Consider the following 17168-nt stretch of genomic DNA (forward strand, 5'->3'; position numbering starts at 1 on the left):
CGCGGCCATCGTCGTGACGACGCGACTCGGAGGCTCGGCCGAAGTACTTAAACGGAGAATTTTAGCCGAACGGACGGGCGGGTGCGGCTTTTTGGGAGAAGGCGGGCCGCGTCGCATCGCGCGACGCGGCTTTGTTTCAGCCGATGTTCAACGCTCGCCCGAACGTTTCCGATTCGGCGCGAATGCAAACGCGAACGCCAGCAGAATCAGCGATACCGCGATCACCGTCATGTTCCCGCTCGTCACATACGGCGTGCTGCCCGACGTGCCTTGCACGCGCGCTTCGAGCACGCCCGTGGCGAACGTCGGCAGCTTCGAGATGACATCGCCGTTGGCCGCGATCGCCGCCGTCATGCCCGTGTTGGTCGCGCGCAGCATCGGCCGGCCGGTTTCCATCGACCGCATCCGTGCGATCTGCAAGTGCTGATCGAGCGCGATGGTATTGCCGAACCACGCGAGATTCGTCGAGTTGATGAGAATGCCCGCGGGCGTTTCCTGCTCGCGGATCGTGCGCGCGATCTCTTCGCCGAAGATGTCCTCGTAGCAGATATCGACGGCGACCGGCTGGTTGTGCACGACGAATGCCTTCTGCGCGATCGGCCCGCGCGCGAGATCGCCGAGCGGAATGCCCATCATGCGCACGAACCAGTGAAAGCCGGGCGGCACGAATTCGCCGAAGGGCACGAGATGATGCTTGTCGTAGCGATACACGCCGTTCACATGCGGCGTGACGCCGAAGAGACTGTTGGTGAAATCGGTTGCGCGGCCATCGGGCAGAATCGTGACGCCGATCGCGCCGAAGAGAATCGACGAGTTCGTGTCGTCGGCGAAATTGCGGATCGCGACGGCGAAATCCTGCGGAATCTGCACCGACAGCACCGGCAGCGCGGTTTCCGGCGTGACGATCAGATCAGCGGGCTTCTCGGTGATGAGGCGCTTGTAGAGCGCGAGCGAGTCATCGACGCCCGACTGCTCGAACTTCATTTCCTGCTTCACGTTGCCTTGCAAGAGACGCACGTCGAGCGGTGCGTTGGCGGGCGTCGTCCATTGGACGAGCGACAGCAGCATGCCCGCGACGATCAGCGCAACCGCGACGACGCCCGGCGCGAACGCGAGCCGCCGCGTCTTGCGCAAGTGATAGACGGCCTGCACGATCAGCGCGGCGACGAGCGCGAGCACCCAGCCGACGCCGTACACGCCGACGATCGCGCCGAAGCCCTTGAGCGGACCGTCGACTTGCGCATAACCGCTCGCGAGCCAGGGAAAGCCGGTGAACACGAGGCCGCGCAGCCATTCGCCGAGCGCCCAGGCGCTCGCGAACGCGAACGCGCCGTGCCATGTCGGCGCATAGCGCGGCGATGCTTCGATGTCGCGTGCGGTGGCGGCGTCTTCATCGCCGAAGCGCGCGCGCCCCGCGACGAACGACCAGACCACGCTCGACAACGCCGGATAGATCGCGAGATACAGCGAGAACAGTGCGACGGCGGCGGCGGCGAGCGGCGCGGCCATGCCGCCGTAGACATGCATGCTGATGTAGAGCCACCACACGCCCGTCACGAAGTTGCCGAAGCCGAATGCCCAGCCGGTCGCGGCGGCGCTTTTCCAGCCGTTCGTGCGCGAGAGCCACGAGAAGAACAACGCGAACACGGCGAGCTCGATCCATCCGCCGTGCGGCGTCGGCGCGAAGGAGAGCGTATTGATCGCGCCGAGCACGGCGGCGACGAGGTAATGCCAGAACGGCAATGCGCGACGCGTATCGGGTGTCACGGAGACGTCGCGTTGACGGGAGAGAAAGCGAAACGATGAATCGGCCATTGATGACGGTCGAGATGAAACGGCAAAAGCGAGTGTAGGACTGACAGCGGGCGCCGTTCGGCTGCGGCGCCCGCGAAGCGCTTAGTCGCGCAGTTCGTCTTCGTCGTCGCCCGCGTGGTGATGTTGCTGCGCGAGATTCGGCACGCGCCGCACGAGAAGAACGTGAATCTGGCGGGCGTCGCCGCGCAGGATCTCGAACACGAAATCGTCGATGCGTACTTTTTCGCCGCGATGCGGCACGCGCCCGAAGCGATGCGTGACGAGTCCGCCGATGGTATCGACTTCTTCGTCGGAGAAATCGGTGCCGAATTCCTCGTTGAATTGCTCGATGCCGGTGAGCGCGCGCACGCGATACTTGCCGTCGGGCGTCGCGATGATATTGCCGGCTTCCTCGTCGAAGTCGTATTCGTCCTCGATGTCGCCGACGATCTGTTCGAGCACGTCCTCGATCGTGATGAGGCCGGCGACGCCGCCGTATTCATCGACGACGATCGCGATGTGATTGCGGTTCACGCGAAAGTCGTGCAGCAGTACGTTCAGACGCTTCGATTCGGGGATGAAGACGGCGGGGCGCAGCATGCCGCGCACGTCGAATTCTTCTTCGGCGTAGTAGCGCAGCAGGTCTTTCGCGAGCAGCACGCCGATGACGTTGTCGCGATTGCCTTCGTACACCGGATAGCGCGAGTGTGCTTTTTCGAGCACGAAGGGGATGAATTCCGCGGGCGTTTCCGCGATGTTGATGGCGTCCATCTGGGCGCGCGGCACCATGATGTCGCGCGCGCAGAGGTCGGACACCTGAAAGACGCCTTCGATCATCGAGAGCGAGTCGGCGTCGAGCAGGTTGCGCTCGTGCGCGTCCTGAAGCACTTCGAGAAGTTCGTCGCGCGATTCCGGCTCGTGCGAGATGAAATCGGTCAGGCGTTCGAGGAGCGAGCGCTTTTCTTGCGGTTTGTCGGTGTGGCGTCGACTGGGATAGGGATCGTTCATAGCGGAGCGCCCGGGAGTTCCCGGGCGCAGGTTAGCGGAAAGTTAAGCATACACCAAGGCAAAAAGCGGGCTGCGTGGCGCGGCGCGCATGACTTCAGCCATGCTAGCCGATAAATGTGCGAGAAGTATGTCCAGCGGAAAGCGTTGGCCGAATGGACGATATCAGGCGCGAAAATCATATGGAGGCAAAAAGCGCCAACGTCAGCGTCCGCCCTGCGCCTGGCAACGCTTCAACAACGCCTCCAGCGCCCGATCCGGCATGCCGCTCTCGCGCAGCGCCTCCACCGTCCGGCTGACGTAATCCAGCGTCGTCCCATATCGGCCGCTCGCGCAGCCGAGCACCGTGCGCACGACCGGATCGGCGAGCTTGCCGGTATAAGACGCCGCATCGCGCCGCATGACGAACGCGAGCGCATCGACGCGCCGTCCGTCCGCGAGCGTACAGGGCAGCCACGCGGGGCGGTACGAACCCATCGCCATTTCGCGGCGCCACAGCACGTCGAGATGCTCGATCGCTCCGACGCCCGCGAGCCGGAACGCCATGCCGGTGCACGAGCCGCCGCGATCGAGCGCGAGCACGAGACCCGGCTGCTCCGGCGTGCCGCGATTCACGCGCGACCACAGATAAAGCCCGCGATGATAGCCATGCACTTTGCCGCGCACCGCTTCGACTGTCGGCAGCCCCGGGTTCCAGATCAGCGAACCGTAGCCGAAGAGCCACACGTCCGACTCGCCGTCCCAATGCGCGAACGCCGCCTCGCGCGATGCCGCAAGTTCGGCATCCGTCCACAATGCGGATTCGCCGAGCGCGGGCGGATAGCCGGCGCACGGCTCGGGCGCGATGTCAGGAAGTGACTCGGGATGCGTGGGTTCGGGCAGCTTGTCGTTCACGGCGCGTTGGGAACATCGGGGACATCGGACCGGCTTCAGGTCGAAGGCACGTAAGGATCGGAAAATCCCAGAGACTGCATGATATCCGTCTCGATGGATTCCATCTCTTGCGCTTCGCTCTCGACTTCATGGTCGTAGCCCTGCGCATGGAGCGTGCCGTGGACGATCAGATGCGCGTAATGCGCGGCGAGCGGCTTGCCCTGTTCGGCCGCCTCGCGCTCGACGACCGGGCAGCACAGAATCAGATCGCCCGCGACCGGATCGTCCTCCGATTCTGCATACGCGAAAGTCAGCACGTTCGTCGCGTAATCCTTCTGCCGATACGTGCGGTTGAGCATCCGGCCTTCTTCTTCGTCGACGAAGCGCACGGTCAGTTCGGCGTCTGCGAACAGCGACGCCTTGATCCAGCGCGCGACCGTCGCGCGCGGCAGGATCGCCTTGTGCGACGGATACGCCTTCGCCGCTGGAAACTGCAGGGTCAACGTGAGGCGCGGCATTATTCGGGCTTCTGCGCTTGCTGTTGCGCAGCGCGCGCGGCCTCGGCGAGCGCGGCGTCTTTCTGCGATTGCGCGTCGTAAGCCTCGACGATGCGCGCGACGAGCGGATGCCGCACCACGTCCGCCGACGTGAAATGCGTGATCGCGATGCCGCGCACTTCCGACAGCACATACTGCGCCTCGATCAGGCCGCTCTTGTGGCCGCGCGGCAAGTCGACCTGCGTCGTATCGCCGGTGACGACCGCCTTCGAGCCGAAGCCGATCCGCGTCAGGAACATCTTCATCTGCTCGGGCGTGGTGTTCTGCGCCTCGTCGAGGATGATGAACGCGTGATTCAGCGTGCGCCCGCGCATGTACGCGAGCGGCGCGATTTCGATCATCTGGCGCTCGAACATCTTCGCGGTCTTGTCGAAGCCGAGCAGATCGTAAAGCGCGTCGTAAAGCGGACGCAGATACGGATCGACCTTCTGCGCGAGATCGCCCGGCAGAAAACCGAGCCGCTCGCCCGCTTCGACGGCGGGGCGCGTCAGCACGATGCGCTTGACCTGATCGCGCTCGAGCGCATCGACCGCGCACGCGACCGCGAGATACGTCTTGCCCGTGCCCGCCGGCCCGATACCGAAGGTCACGTCGTGCGCGATGATCTGCTTCAGATACTCGCGCTGCGCGGGCGTGCGTCCGCGCAGATCGGCGCGTCGCGTGTAGAGCTTCGGACCGTGGTCTTCGTCTTCGCCGAGATCGATCGTCGCGCTCGGTTCATCGAACGGATGATCGGGATCGCCACGAAAACGCGGATCGATTTCGCCTTCTTCGCCGTTAGCTTCGCGCGCATCCTTCGCGCGACGCGTCGCATGACGCGCTTCGACGAGCGCGAGCTGAATGTCGTCGACGGAAATCGGATCCCGCGCGCGGTTGTAGAAGTTTTCGAGCGCCGCGAGCGCGACTTTGGCGCCGCGTCCGCGAATCGCGATCTTGTGGCCGCGTCGCGAAAGCGTCACATCGAGCGCCTGCTCGATCTGCCGCAGGTTTTCGTCGAGCGGGCCGCAGAGGTTGGCGAGCCGCGCGTTGTCGTCGCGCGGAGCGGTGAATTCCAGATGCTGCGTGGGAGCGTTCTTCAAAGTGAACTTGAGTTCCTGTCTTTAGTGCGCAAGCTCGGGCGCCATGACCAGTTCGCCGCGCAGCGAGTGCGGATAGGCATGCACGATCTTCACGTCGATCATCTGGCCGATGAGCCGCGCGTGCGATTCTGCCGGCGCCGGGAAATTGACGACGCGATTGTTCTGCGTGCGTCCCGCGAGTTCGTTCGGATCCTTGCGCGCCGGGCGTTCGACCAGAATGCGCTCGACCTTGCCGACCATCGATTCGCTGATGCGCTGCACGTTTTCCTCGATCGTCGCCTGCAAATGCTGCAGACGCTTCAGCTTGACTTCGCGCGGCGTGTCGTCGTGCAGATTCGCTGCCGGCGTGCCGGGGCGCGGGCTGTAGATGAACGAGAAGCTCGTGTCGTAGCTCATCTCGTCGACGAGCGCCATCATCTTGTTGAAATCGTCTTCGGTCTCGCCGGGAAAGCCGACGATGAAATCCGTCGACAGCGACAGATCCGGGCGGATCGCGCGCAACTTGCGGATGACCGACTTGTATTCGAGCACGCTGTAGCCGCGCTTCATCGCCATCAGAATGCGATCCGAGCCGTGCTGCACCGGTAAATGCAGATGCGAGACGAGCTTCGGCACTTTCGCGTAAGTGTCGATCAGGCGCTGCGTGAATTCCTTCGGATGCGACGTCGTATAGCGGATGCGTTCGATGCCCGGAATGTCCGCGACGTATTCGATGAGCGTCGCGAAATCCGCGATCTCGCTCGAACCGAGCGTCAGCGCGCCGCGATAAGCGTTCACGTTCTGGCCGAGCAGCGTGACTTCGCGCACGCCCTGGTCCGCGAGACCGGCGACTTCGGTGAGCACGTCGTCGAGCGGGCGAGACACTTCCTCGCCGCGCGTGTACGGCACGACGCAGTAGCTGCAGTATTTCGAGCAGCCTTCCATGATCGACACGAACGCGCTCGGGCCATCGACGCGCGCCGGCGGCAGATGATCGAACTTCTCGATTTCCGGAAACGTGATGTCGACCTGCGCGCGGCCGGTCGCGCGGCGCTGATCGATCATCGCGGGCAGACGATGCAGCGTCTGCGGACCGAACACGAGATCGACATACGGCGCACGCGCGACGATCGACGCGCCTTCCTGACTCGCGACGCAACCGCCGACGCCGATCAGCAGATTCGGGTTCGCTTCCTTCAGCTCGCGCACACGGCCGAGATCGGAGAACACCTTCTCCTGGGCTTTTTCGCGCACCGAGCACGTATTGAACAGAATGACGTCCGCGTCTTCGGGCGTATCCGTCTTGATGAGTCCTTCCGCCGCGCCGAGCACGTCGACCATCTTGTCGGAGTCGTACTCGTTCATCTGGCAGCCGAAGGTCTTTACATAAACTTTCTTGGTCATGAATCGTCGCCGGTCGCAGTGGTTAACCTGGGGGCGCTGTAAAAGAGATTAAAGAGGGAATTTGCGGCGCAATTACACTGATCTGCACCGCTTTTTACTGTATTTGACCCAATATTATAGCTCTGGCCGCCATTCCCGACGCTTCCCGCGCGCGTCGGGCGGATACGCCAGGTCGCCGAGCAGGTCGTTCGTCGTTTTTTCGAAACGCTCGACGAGAAAGTCCAGCAGCACCCGCACGCGCGGCGCCATGTAGCGATTGGCGTGAAAAAGCGCGTGCACGGCGGCTTCGTGCGTACACCAGTCGGGCAACACCATCTGCAGCGTGCCGGCGCGCACGTCGGCGGCGATATCCCAGATCGATTTATGCGCGATGCCGTGGCCCGCGAGCGCCCATTCGCGCAGCAGCGCGCCGTCGTTGGTTTCCCAGGCGTCGGCGAGCGGAATCGTGTACGCGTAACGCTCGTCGCCGCGCACGAAGACGAGCTCGTTGAGCGGCCCGTTCGCCGTAACGACGACGAGGAAGTCATGCCCGGTCAGATCGGCGGGCGTTTCGGGCACGCCCATGCGCGCGAGATACGCGGGCGACGCGCACAGCACGCGGCGATTCGGCGCGAGCGCGCGGGCGGCGAGGCCGCTGTCGGGCGGGGCGCCGAAGCGGATCGCGAGATCGATCTCTTCCAGCAAAAGATTCGACACCGAATCCGATAGTGTGAGCGCGAATTTCACGTCCGGATGCAGCGCGCTGAATCCGTCGAGCCAGCCGTTCAGCATCGAGCGACCGAAATTCGATGTCGCCGAAATGCGAACCTTGCCGCGCACGACGTTCTGGCCGGCCTGCAGCGCGGCTTCGGCATCGTCGATCGCCTGCAGCGCGATCCGGCAATGCTGCAAATACACGCGGCCTTCGTCGGTTACGCGCAATTGGCGCGTCGTGCGCTCGAAGAGCCGCGTGTGCAGCGCTTTTTCCAGCTTGATGAGCCGCGCGCTCGCCGCCGCCGGCGACAGGCCCAGCTTGCGGCCCGCCGCCGACAGGCTTCCCGCCGACGCAGCTTCCACGAACAGGCGCATGTCGCCGAGCCGATCCATCGTCATTTTCAAATCCGGTTTGAGAATAATTCAAAGGGTAGGCCAATTCTCAAATCGCTGCGTGGCTTGCACAATGCGCTACGTGTAAACCCTTCCATCTCATCATGCCTCTTCCACTTCTCGCGCTTGCGATCAGCGCATTCGCCATCGGCACGACGGAGTTCGTCATCATGGGCCTCTTGCCCAACGTGGCGCACGATCTCTCTGTGACGATTCCATCGGCGGGGCTGCTCGTCACGGGCTACGCGCTCGGTGTCGCGGTCGGCGCACCGCTGCTCGCCGTGCTGACGAGCAAGCTGCCGCGCAAGCTCGCGCTGCAGTTGCTGATGCTCGTGTTCATCGTCGGCAACGTGCTGTGCGCGCTCGCGCCGGGCTATGGCCTGCTGATGGTCGCGCGCGTCGTGACCTCGTTCGCGCACGGCTCGTTCTTCGGCATCGGCGCGGTCGTGGCCGCGTCGCTCGTCCCGGCGGAAAAGCGCGCGAGCGCCATCGCGCTGATGTTCACCGGGCTCACGCTCGCGAACGTGCTGGGCGTGCCGTTCGGGACGTTCATCGGGCAGGAGCTCGGCTGGCGCGCGACGTTCTGGATCGTCGCGGGCTTGGGCGTATTGTCCGCGCTCGGCGTGACCGCGCTCGTGCCGAACCGCCACGACGCCGCGCCGAGCACGCTCGGCCGGGAAGTGCGCGTGCTGCGCGACGGCCAGGTCTGGCTCGCGCTTACGATGACGGTGCTCGGTTTCGGCGGCGTGTTCGTCGTGTTCACGTACATCGCGCCGATTCTCGAACAGGTGGGCGGCTTCTCGCCGCGCGCCGTCACGCTGATCCTGGTGCTGTTCGGCGTCGGGCTGACGATCGGCAACACGATCGGCGGCAAGCTCGCGGACCGCGCGCTGATGCCGTCGCTGATGGGCATTCTGTTCGCGCTCGCCGTCGTGATGGCGGTGTTCGCGAAGACGAGCCACAGCCAGACCGGCGCGATCCTGACGATTTTCGTCTGGGGCATCGCGGCGTTCGCGACGGTGCCGCCGTTGCAGACGCGCGTCGTCGAGAAAGCGAAGGACGCGCCGAATCTCGCTTCGACGCTCAATATCGGCGCGTTCAACGTCGGCAATGCGGGCGGCGCGTGGCTCGGCGGCGCGGTGCTGACGCACGGTCACGGTCTCGACGCGCTTCCGTGGGCCGCGGCGGCGGTCGCGCTGGCCGCGCTCGCGGTGACGTGGTTCGCCGCGCGCCTGGATGTCCCGCGCGTTACCTCGGACATAAAAGCAGCCGACGCTTGCTGAGCGCTTATCATGTTGGCTCAACGTAATTCGAGCCAACATGATCGATCATCTCATCTGCGATTGCGACGGCGTGCTCGTCGATAGCGAAGTCATCGCGGATCGCGTGATGCTGGACGTGCTCACCGAGACGTTTCCCGGCATCGACTTCAGACCGGTCGTCAAGACGGCTTTCGGACAGCAGACCTCGCGCTTCCTGACTCATCTGGAGACGAAGTTCGGCATCGTGATGCCGCCCGATTTCGTCGATACGATCGAGGCGCGCGTTTCCGTGGAACTCGCGCGCTCGGTCGGACCGATCGCCGGCGTGCGCGCCGCGCTGGAAGGCTGCGGCCTGCCGGTGGCGGTCGTGTCGAACAGCCGGATGGAGCGCGTGCGCGCGTCGGTGCGGCGGGCGGGGCTCTCCGAGATCGTCGGCGCGCGCGTGTTCAGCGCGCAGCAAGTCGAGCGGCCGAAGCCTTATCCCGACGTGTATCTGCTCGCGGCGCGCACGCTCGATGTCGCGCCCGAGCGCTGCCTCGTCGTCGAGGACAGCGTCGCCGGACTGACGGCGGCGCGCGCGGCGGGCATGAAGACCATCGCGTTCGTCGGCGCGAGCCATATTCCGTCCGGCTACGCGCAAGTGCTGCGCGAAACCGGCATCACGCGAATCATGGAGCACATGGACGAGCTGCCCGCGCTCGTCGCGGCGGGCGTGCGCGGGGATTTCGGCGACGTGCTCTCCTGATCCTTACGCCGCTTCCTCGACGGATTCACGCGCGGCGGCCAGCGCCGCGCGGAATTCCACCAGTTCCGCGATGGTCAGCATCGGCAGGCCGCGCTCCTGCGCGAAACGCTCGACTTGCGCGCCGCGCGTCATGGTGCCGTCGGCGTTCATCAGTTCGCAGAGTACGCCGGCAGGCTTGAGGCCGGCGAGGATCGCCAGGTCGACCGTGCCTTCGGTGTGACCACGCCGCGCGAGCACGCCGCCGGGCATCGCGCGCAGCGGAAAGACGTGGCCGGGCCGCACGATGTCCGCCGGCTTCGCGTTTTCGGCGATGGCCGCGCGGATCGTCGTGACGCGATCCGCCGCCGATACGCCCGTCGTCACGCCTTCCCGCGCTTCGATCGACACGGTGAACGCCGTGCCGTAGCGGCTGCCGTTCGCGGCGGCCATCGGCGGGAGTTCGAGCGCGCGTACTTTGTCGTCGGGCAGACACAGGCACACGATGCCGCTGCATTCGCGGATCAGAAGGGCCATGGTGGCGTCGGTGAGTTTTTCGGCGGCGACGATCAGATCCGCTTCGTTCTCGCGATCGTCGTCGTCCTGAAGCACGACCGGACGGCCTTCGCGCATGGCGTCGAGCGCGGCGGCGATGCGCGGCGGAACGCCGAACGAAGCGAGCTGGGGAAGGTCGGCAGAAGCGTCATCGGCGATGACGGCTGGTGTGGCGAACGACAGGCTGGCAGCTTGGGACTGGGACATGTGAAACGCTCTCGCAGGAAATGTAAGCGAAAAACGTTTCAGGGCATTGCAAACAGACAGAACGGCACCCCACGGCGACGCGCCAAGAGGCGCGGCGGCGTCCGGTTCGGCACGATGCGGAAATCGCCAAGGGGACGGACATGACCATCTGCACATCTTCTCTCATCCGGACTATGACCGTCGGCTCTGGCATCTCACCAGATCTGCTGACCCCGCGCGTGAATCCTGCGCGGGCGCTCGCGGGCTCGTGGTCCGGCCGCGAAGCCTCGCCACATACCGCCGGTGGGGAATTGCACCCCGCCCTGAAGACGTACTCGATGCCGCAAGCCGCAAGGCTCGCGAGCTTTTTTAGGATACCGCACGCCGGCGGTTTTTGCACCGCCGCATGACGCGAAAGGGTGCGATACGCCATGCATAGCCGTTAGCTGTCCGCCCATGCCTTCGCGGCGTTGACCGCGCGGCGCCACCCGGCGAGGCAGGAATCGATCTCCGGTTTCGGCATCGACGGCGTGAAGCGGCGCTCCAGTTGCCATTGCGCCTTGAGTTCGTCGACGTCCTTCCAGTAGCCGACCGCGAGCCCCGCGAGATAAGCCGCGCCGAGCGCCGTCGTCTCGGCGATGCGCGGACGCGCGACATCGACGCCGAGAATGTCGGCCTGGAATTGCATCAGCAGATCGTTCGCGCAGGCGCCGCCATCGACACGCAATTCGCCGATGCGGATGCCCGAGTCCGCTTCCATGGCTTTCAAGACGTCGAGGGACTGATAGGCGATCGAATCGAGCGCCGCCCGCGCGACATGACTCGATGTCGTTCCGCGCGTGACGCCGAAGAGCGTGCCGCGTGCGCGCGCGTTCCAGTGCGGCGCGCCGAGCCCGGCGAACGCAGGCACGAAATAGACGCCGTCGCTGTGCGGCACGCCGCGCGCGAGCGTCTCGATTTCGCTCGCGCGCCGGATGAGGCCGAGGCCGTCGCGCAGCCATTGAACGACCGCGCCCGCGATGAAGATGCTGCCTTCGAGCGCATAGCTGACGTGATCGCCGATCTGCCAGGCAATCGTGGTGACGAGGTTGTTGCGCGACTCGATGGGCTTGTCGCCCGTGTTCATGACGAGAAAGCAGCCGGTGCCGTAGGTGTTCTTCACCATGCCGGAATCCGTGCACATCTGGCCGAAGAGCGCGGCGTGCTGATCGCCGGCAAGCGCTGCAAGCGGGACATCGGCGTTGAACACGGTGCCTCGCGCCGTGCCATAACGTTCCGACGACGTCCGCACTTCGGGAAGCATGCTGCGGGGAATGTCGAGCGCGTCGAGCAGTTCGTCGTCCCAGCGGCGTTCGTGAATGTTGAAGAGCATCGTGCGCGAGGCGTTCGTGACGTCGGTGACATGCAAGCCGTGACGCGTGAAATTCCACACGAGCCAGCTATCGACGGTGCCGAACGCGAGCCGCCCTTGCTTCGCCTTGTCGCGCGCACCTTCTACGTTATCGAGAATCCAGCGGATTTTCGTCGCCGAAAAGTATGCGTCGATAGGCAAACCGGTTTTCGCGCGAACCATCGCTTCGAGGCCGCGCGACTTGAGCTCGTCACAGAAGCCGGCCGTGCGGCGGTCCTGCCAGACGATCGCGTTATAGATCGGCGCGCCCGTCTCGCGATCCCAGACGATCGTAGTCTCGCGCTGGTTCGCTATTCCGACTGCCGCGATCGAAGCAGCGCTCGCGCCGGCGCGCGTGACGGCTTCCGCGGCGACGCCTGCCTGCGTCGACCAGATTTCGCGCGGATCATGTTCGACCCAGCCCGCCTCGGGATAAATCTGCTGGAATTCCTTCTGCGCCAAGGACACGATGTTGCCGTTCCGGTCGAACAGCATGGCCCGTGAGCTGGTGGTGCCCTGATCGAGCGCGAGAACGTGCTGATCCTGCATGGTCTCCTCCGGTTCGAACGGACATCGACGTTTCGGGCAGCAAAGGCGCTGTCCGTTTGCGCAATCTATCGGAGCGAGGCGACGCGGACAAGCTGGCCGAACGGCATAAGCCGCGCGACATCGACCGCTCGAATGCGGATTTGGCCTATGCCATTCGGCCGAGTGGCGCGGCGTTCGTGTTCGTCCGATACTGGCGGCACGAAACCGATTGAAGGGTGAGTGCGATGCGTATGCTGTTGATTTCCGGCGTGCTGGGCGCGGCGCTTCTGACGGGCTGCGTGGGCACGCCCAGCCTGGACGGCTCATTGGGCGCGCCGTCGTTCAGCGCGCTGCAGGACATGTGCGGGACCTCGCCCGTCGACTACGGCGCGGACGCGCGATCGGTCTATTCAGCCTTCTACGATGCCTATGTGGCCGAACGGCGCGGCGGGTTGCAGAAGGAGCGCTTCTGCGCGTTCCAGGCGGCGATTGCAGAACGGTATCGTGCTTATCGCGCGAATCCCGGCCCCGAAGCGCAAAGCGCGTGGGCGAAGTTCTTCCTGGAGCAGCGCGCGCAGGCGCTGAGCTGGCGCGCGGCAGTGGACCCGACACTGCGGGCCGGCTGACGCGACTTGACGCTAGGTGAAGGGAAAGTGAAGCGGACGCGGCCTTGCACCGCGTCCCGAGTCCTGCCGCGTGCTACGAGTAACGCTTGAAAGCCTTGACTGTGGAGTCGCCGGTGGCGGTGAGGCGCCATTGCTGACGTCCCGATGCGAGATTTTCGAGTTGGACGAGCTGACGTTCGAGCAGGGCGTCGAGCTCTTCGCGTTCCATGTCGACCTGATTAGGCGCTTCCTGAACCAATAGCAGCGTGGCGAATTCGTGCGGACTCAGCATTGTGTTCTCCATGACGACCGAACGGCATAAGCAACCGGCCTTGTAAGCCGGGTCTTTTTGCTTCGAAACGTTGTACGGGAAAACTGAAAAATTGCCGGGCAAACGCGTCGATTTTGTGCTGCGGATGCCGGGAATTGGGATTGTAGGCAAGCGTCTGACAAGTGCCAAATTTGCCGAGAAAATTTTGGCTTTGACTTTTTATCAATGCAGAAGCGGTTCATCGCTCACGCGAATTCGAAGAATCCACTTGAGGTTCGTGCGGCGGCGCACACAAGGATCGGCATGCGAGCACACGCAATCAGCGACGCCTGATCGCCCGGTTAATGCGCAATGCGCATTAATTTATACGATAAATGAATTTGTTTTGGATTAAGCGGACAATGCAATATTCCCCCTTTGCCCGGATTGGCCACAAGGTCGGCCGGCACGTTCTGCCCGCTGGAATTTCGGACTTCATTCAATGACTCGCTTCAACTGGCAAAACCCGTATCCCACCCCGCGCCTTCCGGTGTTCGCCCGCAATATCGTTTCGACATCTCATCCGCTCGCCGCGCAGGCCGGTCTGCGCATGCTATGGAAGGGGGGCAATGCGGTCGATGCAGCCATCGCGGCCGCGGCGGCCATTACCGTGGTGGAACCCGTGTCATGCGGGCTGGGCGGCGACGCTTTCGCGCTCGTCTGGGACGGTCGGAAGCTGCACGGGCTGAATGCTTCGGGCGTATCGCCGGCGGCGTGGAACGTCGATTATTTCCGGCGCAAGTACGGCGAGGAAAACGGTCTCGCGCGCCAGCCCAAGCGCGGCTGGGACGCCGTGACGGTGCCGGGTGTCATCGCCGGGTGGGAAGCGTTGCATGCGAAGTTCGGCACGCTGCCCTTCGCGGATCTGATGGAGCCAGCCATCGAAATCGCCGAGCGCGGTCACGCGGTGGCGAGCATCGTCGCCTACAAGTGGGCGGCGGCGGTGCCGGAGCTCAAGGACATGCCGGGTTTCGCCGATGTATTCATGCCGCACGGCCGCGCGCCTGACGTGAGCGAACTCGTGCGCTTCCCCGGCCACGCAAAAACGCTGCGCCTGCTCGCGCAGCAAGGTCCGCGCGCGTTCTACGAAGGCGAGATCGCCGAGCGCATCGCCGCGTTCGCGCGCGCGGGCGGCGCGGCGTTGACGATGGACGACCTGCGCAACTATCGCGCGGACTGGGTCGAGCCGATCAGCAAGGATTATCGCGGCTACACGGTGCACGAGATTCCGCCGAACGGACAGGGCATCGCGGCGCTCATCGCGCTCGGCATTCTCGACAAGTTCGACGTGAGCGCTTTGAACGTCGATCGCATCGAGTCGCAGCATCTGCAAATCGAGGCGATGAAGCTCGCCTTCGCGGATGTCTATCGCTACGTCGCCGATCCGCGCTCGATGGAAGTCACGCCGGAACACATGCTCGACGACGCCTATCTGACCGAACGCGCGAAGCTCATCGATCCGAAAAAGGCGACGCACTTCGACTTCGGCATGCCCAAGGCGGGCGGCACCATCTATATGTCCGTCGCCGATGAGCGCGGCATGATGGTCAGCTTCATCCAGTCGAATTACATGGGCTTCGGTTCGGGCGTGGTCGTTCCCGACACCGGTATCGCGCTGCAGAACCGCGGTTGCGGCTTTTCGATGGATCCGAAGTCCGCGAACGTCGTGGAAGGCGGCAAGCGTCCGTTCCATACCATCATTCCGGCTTTCCTCACTCAGCAGGTCGATGGCAGGCAGGAAGCCGTCATGAGCTTCGGCGTGATGGGCGGCGACATGCAGCCGCAAGGCCATCTGCAATCCATCGTACGCATGCTCGACTACGGCCAGCAGCCGCAGGCCGCGTGCGACGCGCCGCGCTGGAAGGTGAACCGCGACTTCACGATCGACATCGAAGCCACGCTCGATCTCGAAACCGCGCGCGCGCTCGAGGGTCTCGGCCACACGATCAAGTCCATCGACGATCCCTACATGGACTTCGGCTCCGGCCAGTACATCTGGAAGCTGGATCGCAATGATCCGGAGCGCGGCTATGTCGCGGCGAGCGACAGCCGGCGCGACGGACTCGCCGCAGGCTTCTGAGGCTGCCATCGGAGGCCGCGCCGTCGGCCGGTCTCCGTCGATAAAAAACCACGCATCCGATCGCCGCAATTGTGCAGGCGAGGGGGCTGCGCGCCCGCGCCTCGTGGCCTCGGTCGGACATCACGACATGGAAGCGGGATAGGAGAAATCATGAATGAACGCGTGTATCAAGGCGCTGCTCCGACGCAGGCGCAAACGCCCGCGCCGCACCCGGCGCCATCCAAGGCGATGATCCGCCGCATCGTGTTCTCGTCGTCGATCGGCAACGCGCTCGAGTGGTTCGACTTTCTCGTCTATGGCTATTTCGCGACGGTCATCGCGAAGGCGTTCTTCCCGTCGAATGACGAATGGCTCTCGACGATGCTTGCCATCGGCACGTTCGGCATCTCGTTCCTGATGCGCCCGCTCGGCGCGATCGTGCTCGGCATCTACGGCGACCGCAAAGGACGCAAGGCCGCGCTCACGCTCGCCATTCTGCTGATGATGGTCGGCACGCTCACCATGGCCGTGATGCCTTCGTATCAGCACATCGGAATCGCCGCGCCGCTTTTGATCTTGCTCGCGCGTCTCGTGCAGGGCTTCGCGGTCGGCGGCGAGTTCGGCAGCGCGACCGCGTTCATGGTCGAGCACAGCGAAGCGCGGCGCGGCTACTACGCGAGCTGGCAGTTCGCGAGCCAAGGGCTTGCCGCGATCATGGCCGCGGCGTTCGGCTCGGTACTCAGCGCCTGGCTGCCGCAGCCGCAACTCGAAAGCTGGGGCTGGCGCATTCCGTTTGTCTTCGGTCTGCTCGTCGGGCCGGTTGGCTATTACATCCGCTCGCATCTGGACGAAACGCCGGAGTTTCTCGCGACGCGCTCCGCGCAGAAGGCGAGCGCGCCAGGCGTGTCGTTCGCGAATCAATGGCTGAATCTTTTGCTGGCCGTGGGCATCGTCGCGCAATCGACGGTCGGCGTGTACGTCCTGCAACTCTATATGCCGCTGTACGCAGTCAAGCAGTTGCACCTGCCGGCGACCGCATCGTTCGCCGTCGTGGTGCTCAATGGCGGACTTCAGTTCATCTTCTCTCCGTTGATGGGCGCGCTCTCCGACCGGCTCGGGCGCATCCGCATCATGCTCGGTACATCGATTTTCATGGGCGTCACGATTTATCCGATGTTTGCGTGGCTGCAAGCGCATCCGACAGTCGCGTCGCTGGTCGTTCTCCAATCGGTCGCGGGCATTCTCAAGGCCGCGTATTCCGGTCCAATGCCCGCGCTTATGTCCGAAATCTTCCCGACTCGCGTGCGTTCGACGGGTCTTTCCATCGGCTACGCGCTCGGCGTCACGCTGTTTGGCGGTTTTGCGCCGACCATCGTGGAAGCCTTCATCCATGTCACGGGGGACAAGCTCGCGCCGAGTTACTACGTGTTGCTGGCTGCCGTCTTGTCGGGAATCTCGCTGGCGATCGTCGCCTGGCGCATGCGCGCGGCACGACGCGCAACGTAACGGCGCGCTGCGCGACGGCATCGCGCGAAACAATCGAGGCGGCTTCGGCCGCCTTTTGCATTTCGAACACGACGCAACCATATACAGAGCCGACCGGCATGAATAATGCTGCAGCGCACCGACGACTCGACCGCGCCGGATCGTAAGAATTTGGAACGCATGGAACTGGCGGGCCGCGGGTGAGTCTGTCCCCATGTCTGCAAACTCATTGCAGGGCGGCTAAGATGAAAACAAGCCGCTGACACTTGAAGTCAACAGCGCCGGGGTCG

The 17168-nt window shown here is 64.2% G+C and carries 15 protein-coding genes and 1 riboswitch; of the genes, 5 read left to right on the top strand and 10 right to left on the bottom strand.

From position 1 onward, the window contains the following. Positions 1–147: 147 nt before the first annotated feature. The 7 genes from lnt to QCE58_RS03455 all read right to left on the bottom strand — a co-directional run bounded on the left by lnt (position 148) and on the right by QCE58_RS03455 (position 7777). The gene (gene lnt / locus QCE58_RS03425; RefSeq protein ID WP_250501726.1) at positions 148–1815 is read right to left on the bottom strand and encodes an apolipoprotein N-acyltransferase; all 1668 of its coding nucleotides are present in this window, start codon (positions 1813–1815) and stop codon (positions 148–150) included. An 81-nt stretch (positions 1816–1896) separates the two neighbouring features. Continuing rightward, complete coding sequence (locus QCE58_RS03430; RefSeq protein ID WP_008351437.1) at positions 1897–2802, bottom strand: HlyC/CorC family transporter; 906 nt, start codon at positions 2800–2802, stop codon at positions 1897–1899. A gap of 201 nt (positions 2803–3003) precedes the next feature. Next, positions 3004–3693 carry a gamma-glutamylcyclotransferase gene (locus QCE58_RS03435; RefSeq protein WP_008351435.1) on the bottom strand — a complete coding sequence of 230 codons (690 nt, stop codon included), beginning with the start codon at positions 3691–3693 and terminating at the stop codon, positions 3004–3006. Positions 3694–3728: 35 nt separating this feature from the next. Then, positions 3729–4190: an rRNA maturation RNase YbeY gene (gene ybeY, locus QCE58_RS03440; protein ID WP_008351433.1), complete on the bottom strand. Its 462-nt coding sequence runs from the start codon at positions 4188–4190 to the stop codon at positions 3729–3731. Next, a complete protein-coding gene (locus QCE58_RS03445) occupies positions 4190–5308 on the bottom strand; it encodes a PhoH family protein (RefSeq protein WP_250480287.1) in 1119 nt (372 codons plus the stop codon). The genes ybeY and QCE58_RS03445 overlap by 1 nt, the downstream gene beginning before the upstream one ends. 21 nt (positions 5309–5329) lie before the next feature. After that, entirely contained in the window at positions 5330–6691 is a 1362-nt protein-coding gene (gene miaB / locus QCE58_RS03450) for a tRNA (N6-isopentenyl adenosine(37)-C2)-methylthiotransferase MiaB (RefSeq protein WP_008351429.1), read from the bottom strand. Between the two features lie 114 nt (positions 6692–6805). After that, entirely contained in the window at positions 6806–7777 is a 972-nt protein-coding gene (locus QCE58_RS03455) for a LysR family transcriptional regulator (protein WP_200889180.1), read from the bottom strand. Positions 7778–7881: 104 nt separating this feature from the next. Here QCE58_RS03455 and QCE58_RS03460 point away from each other — a divergent pair, with 104 nt between their 5' ends. Next, positions 7882–9060, top strand: a complete 1179-nt coding sequence (locus QCE58_RS03460; protein ID WP_034470678.1) for an MFS transporter — start codon at positions 7882–7884, stop codon at positions 9058–9060. Between the two features lie 37 nt (positions 9061–9097). Continuing rightward, complete coding sequence (locus tag QCE58_RS03465; RefSeq protein ID WP_008351424.1) at positions 9098–9784, top strand: HAD family phosphatase; 687 nt, start codon at positions 9098–9100, stop codon at positions 9782–9784. Positions 9785–9787: 3 nt separating this feature from the next. Here QCE58_RS03465 and ribB read toward each other — a convergent pair whose 3' ends face one another. After that, complete coding sequence (ribB, locus tag QCE58_RS03470) at positions 9788–10498, bottom strand: 3,4-dihydroxy-2-butanone-4-phosphate synthase (RefSeq protein ID WP_250520949.1); 711 nt, start codon at positions 10496–10498, stop codon at positions 9788–9790. Between the two features lie 174 nt (positions 10499–10672). Then, positions 10673–10836, bottom strand: a riboswitch (FMN riboswitch). 107 nt (positions 10837–10943) lie between these two features. Continuing rightward, a complete protein-coding gene (gene glpK, locus QCE58_RS03475; RefSeq protein ID WP_250520935.1) occupies positions 10944–12440 on the bottom strand; it encodes a glycerol kinase GlpK in 1497 nt (498 codons plus the stop codon). 224 nt (positions 12441–12664) lie between these two features. On the opposite strand from glpK, the gene QCE58_RS03480 reads away from it, so the two are divergent. Next, complete coding sequence (locus QCE58_RS03480; RefSeq protein WP_175979821.1) at positions 12665–13045, top strand: hypothetical protein; 381 nt, start codon at positions 12665–12667, stop codon at positions 13043–13045. Positions 13046–13118: 73 nt separating this feature from the next. On the opposite strand, the gene QCE58_RS03485 is transcribed toward QCE58_RS03480, so the two are convergent. Beyond that, positions 13119–13316 carry a hypothetical protein gene (locus QCE58_RS03485; protein WP_008351420.1) on the bottom strand — a complete coding sequence of 66 codons (198 nt, stop codon included), beginning with the start codon at positions 13314–13316 and terminating at the stop codon, positions 13119–13121. Positions 13317–13776: 460 nt separating this feature from the next. On the opposite strand from QCE58_RS03485, the gene ggt reads away from it, so the two are divergent. Further along, entirely contained in the window at positions 13777–15414 is a 1638-nt protein-coding gene (ggt, locus tag QCE58_RS03490; RefSeq protein WP_034470684.1) for a gamma-glutamyltransferase, read from the top strand. Between the two features lie 150 nt (positions 15415–15564). Continuing rightward, positions 15565–16899 (top strand): MFS transporter, encoded by a 1335-nt coding sequence (locus tag QCE58_RS03495; RefSeq protein ID WP_008351418.1) that lies wholly within the window; start codon positions 15565–15567, stop codon positions 16897–16899. Positions 16900–17168: the final 269 nt, after the last annotated feature.

Origin of the sequence: Caballeronia sp. LZ028 (assembly GCF_031451415.1) — a bacterium.
Classification (GTDB): Bacteria; Pseudomonadota; Gammaproteobacteria; order Burkholderiales; family Burkholderiaceae; genus Caballeronia; species Caballeronia zhejiangensis.

Excerpts from the sequence above, each read along its gene's own strand:
- lnt (WP_250501726.1), bottom strand. The coding sequence starts at position 1,815 with ATGGCCGATTCATCGTTTCGCTTTCTCTCCCGTCAACGCGACGTCTCC.
- QCE58_RS03430 (WP_008351437.1), bottom strand. The coding sequence starts at position 2,802 with ATGAACGATCCCTATCCCAGTCGACGCCACACCGACAAACCGCAAGAA.
- ybeY (WP_008351433.1), bottom strand. The coding sequence starts at position 4,190 with ATGCCGCGCCTCACGTTGACCCTGCAGTTTCCAGCGGCGAAGGCGTAT.
- miaB (WP_008351429.1), bottom strand. The coding sequence starts at position 6,691 with ATGACCAAGAAAGTTTATGTAAAGACCTTCGGCTGCCAGATGAACGAG.
- QCE58_RS03455 (WP_200889180.1), bottom strand. The coding sequence starts at position 7,777 with ATGGATCGGCTCGGCGACATGCGCCTGTTCGTGGAAGCTGCGTCGGCG.
- QCE58_RS03460 (WP_034470678.1), top strand. The coding sequence starts at position 7,882 with ATGCCTCTTCCACTTCTCGCGCTTGCGATCAGCGCATTCGCCATCGGC.
- QCE58_RS03465 (WP_008351424.1), top strand. The coding sequence starts at position 9,098 with ATGATCGATCATCTCATCTGCGATTGCGACGGCGTGCTCGTCGATAGC.
- glpK (WP_250520935.1), bottom strand. The coding sequence starts at position 12,440 with ATGCAGGATCAGCACGTTCTCGCGCTCGATCAGGGCACCACCAGCTCA.
- QCE58_RS03480 (WP_175979821.1), top strand. The coding sequence starts at position 12,665 with ATGCGTATGCTGTTGATTTCCGGCGTGCTGGGCGCGGCGCTTCTGACG.
- QCE58_RS03485 (WP_008351420.1), bottom strand. The coding sequence starts at position 13,316 with ATGCTGAGTCCGCACGAATTCGCCACGCTGCTATTGGTTCAGGAAGCG.
- ggt (WP_034470684.1), top strand. The coding sequence starts at position 13,777 with ATGACTCGCTTCAACTGGCAAAACCCGTATCCCACCCCGCGCCTTCCG.
- QCE58_RS03495 (WP_008351418.1), top strand. The coding sequence starts at position 15,565 with ATGAATGAACGCGTGTATCAAGGCGCTGCTCCGACGCAGGCGCAAACG.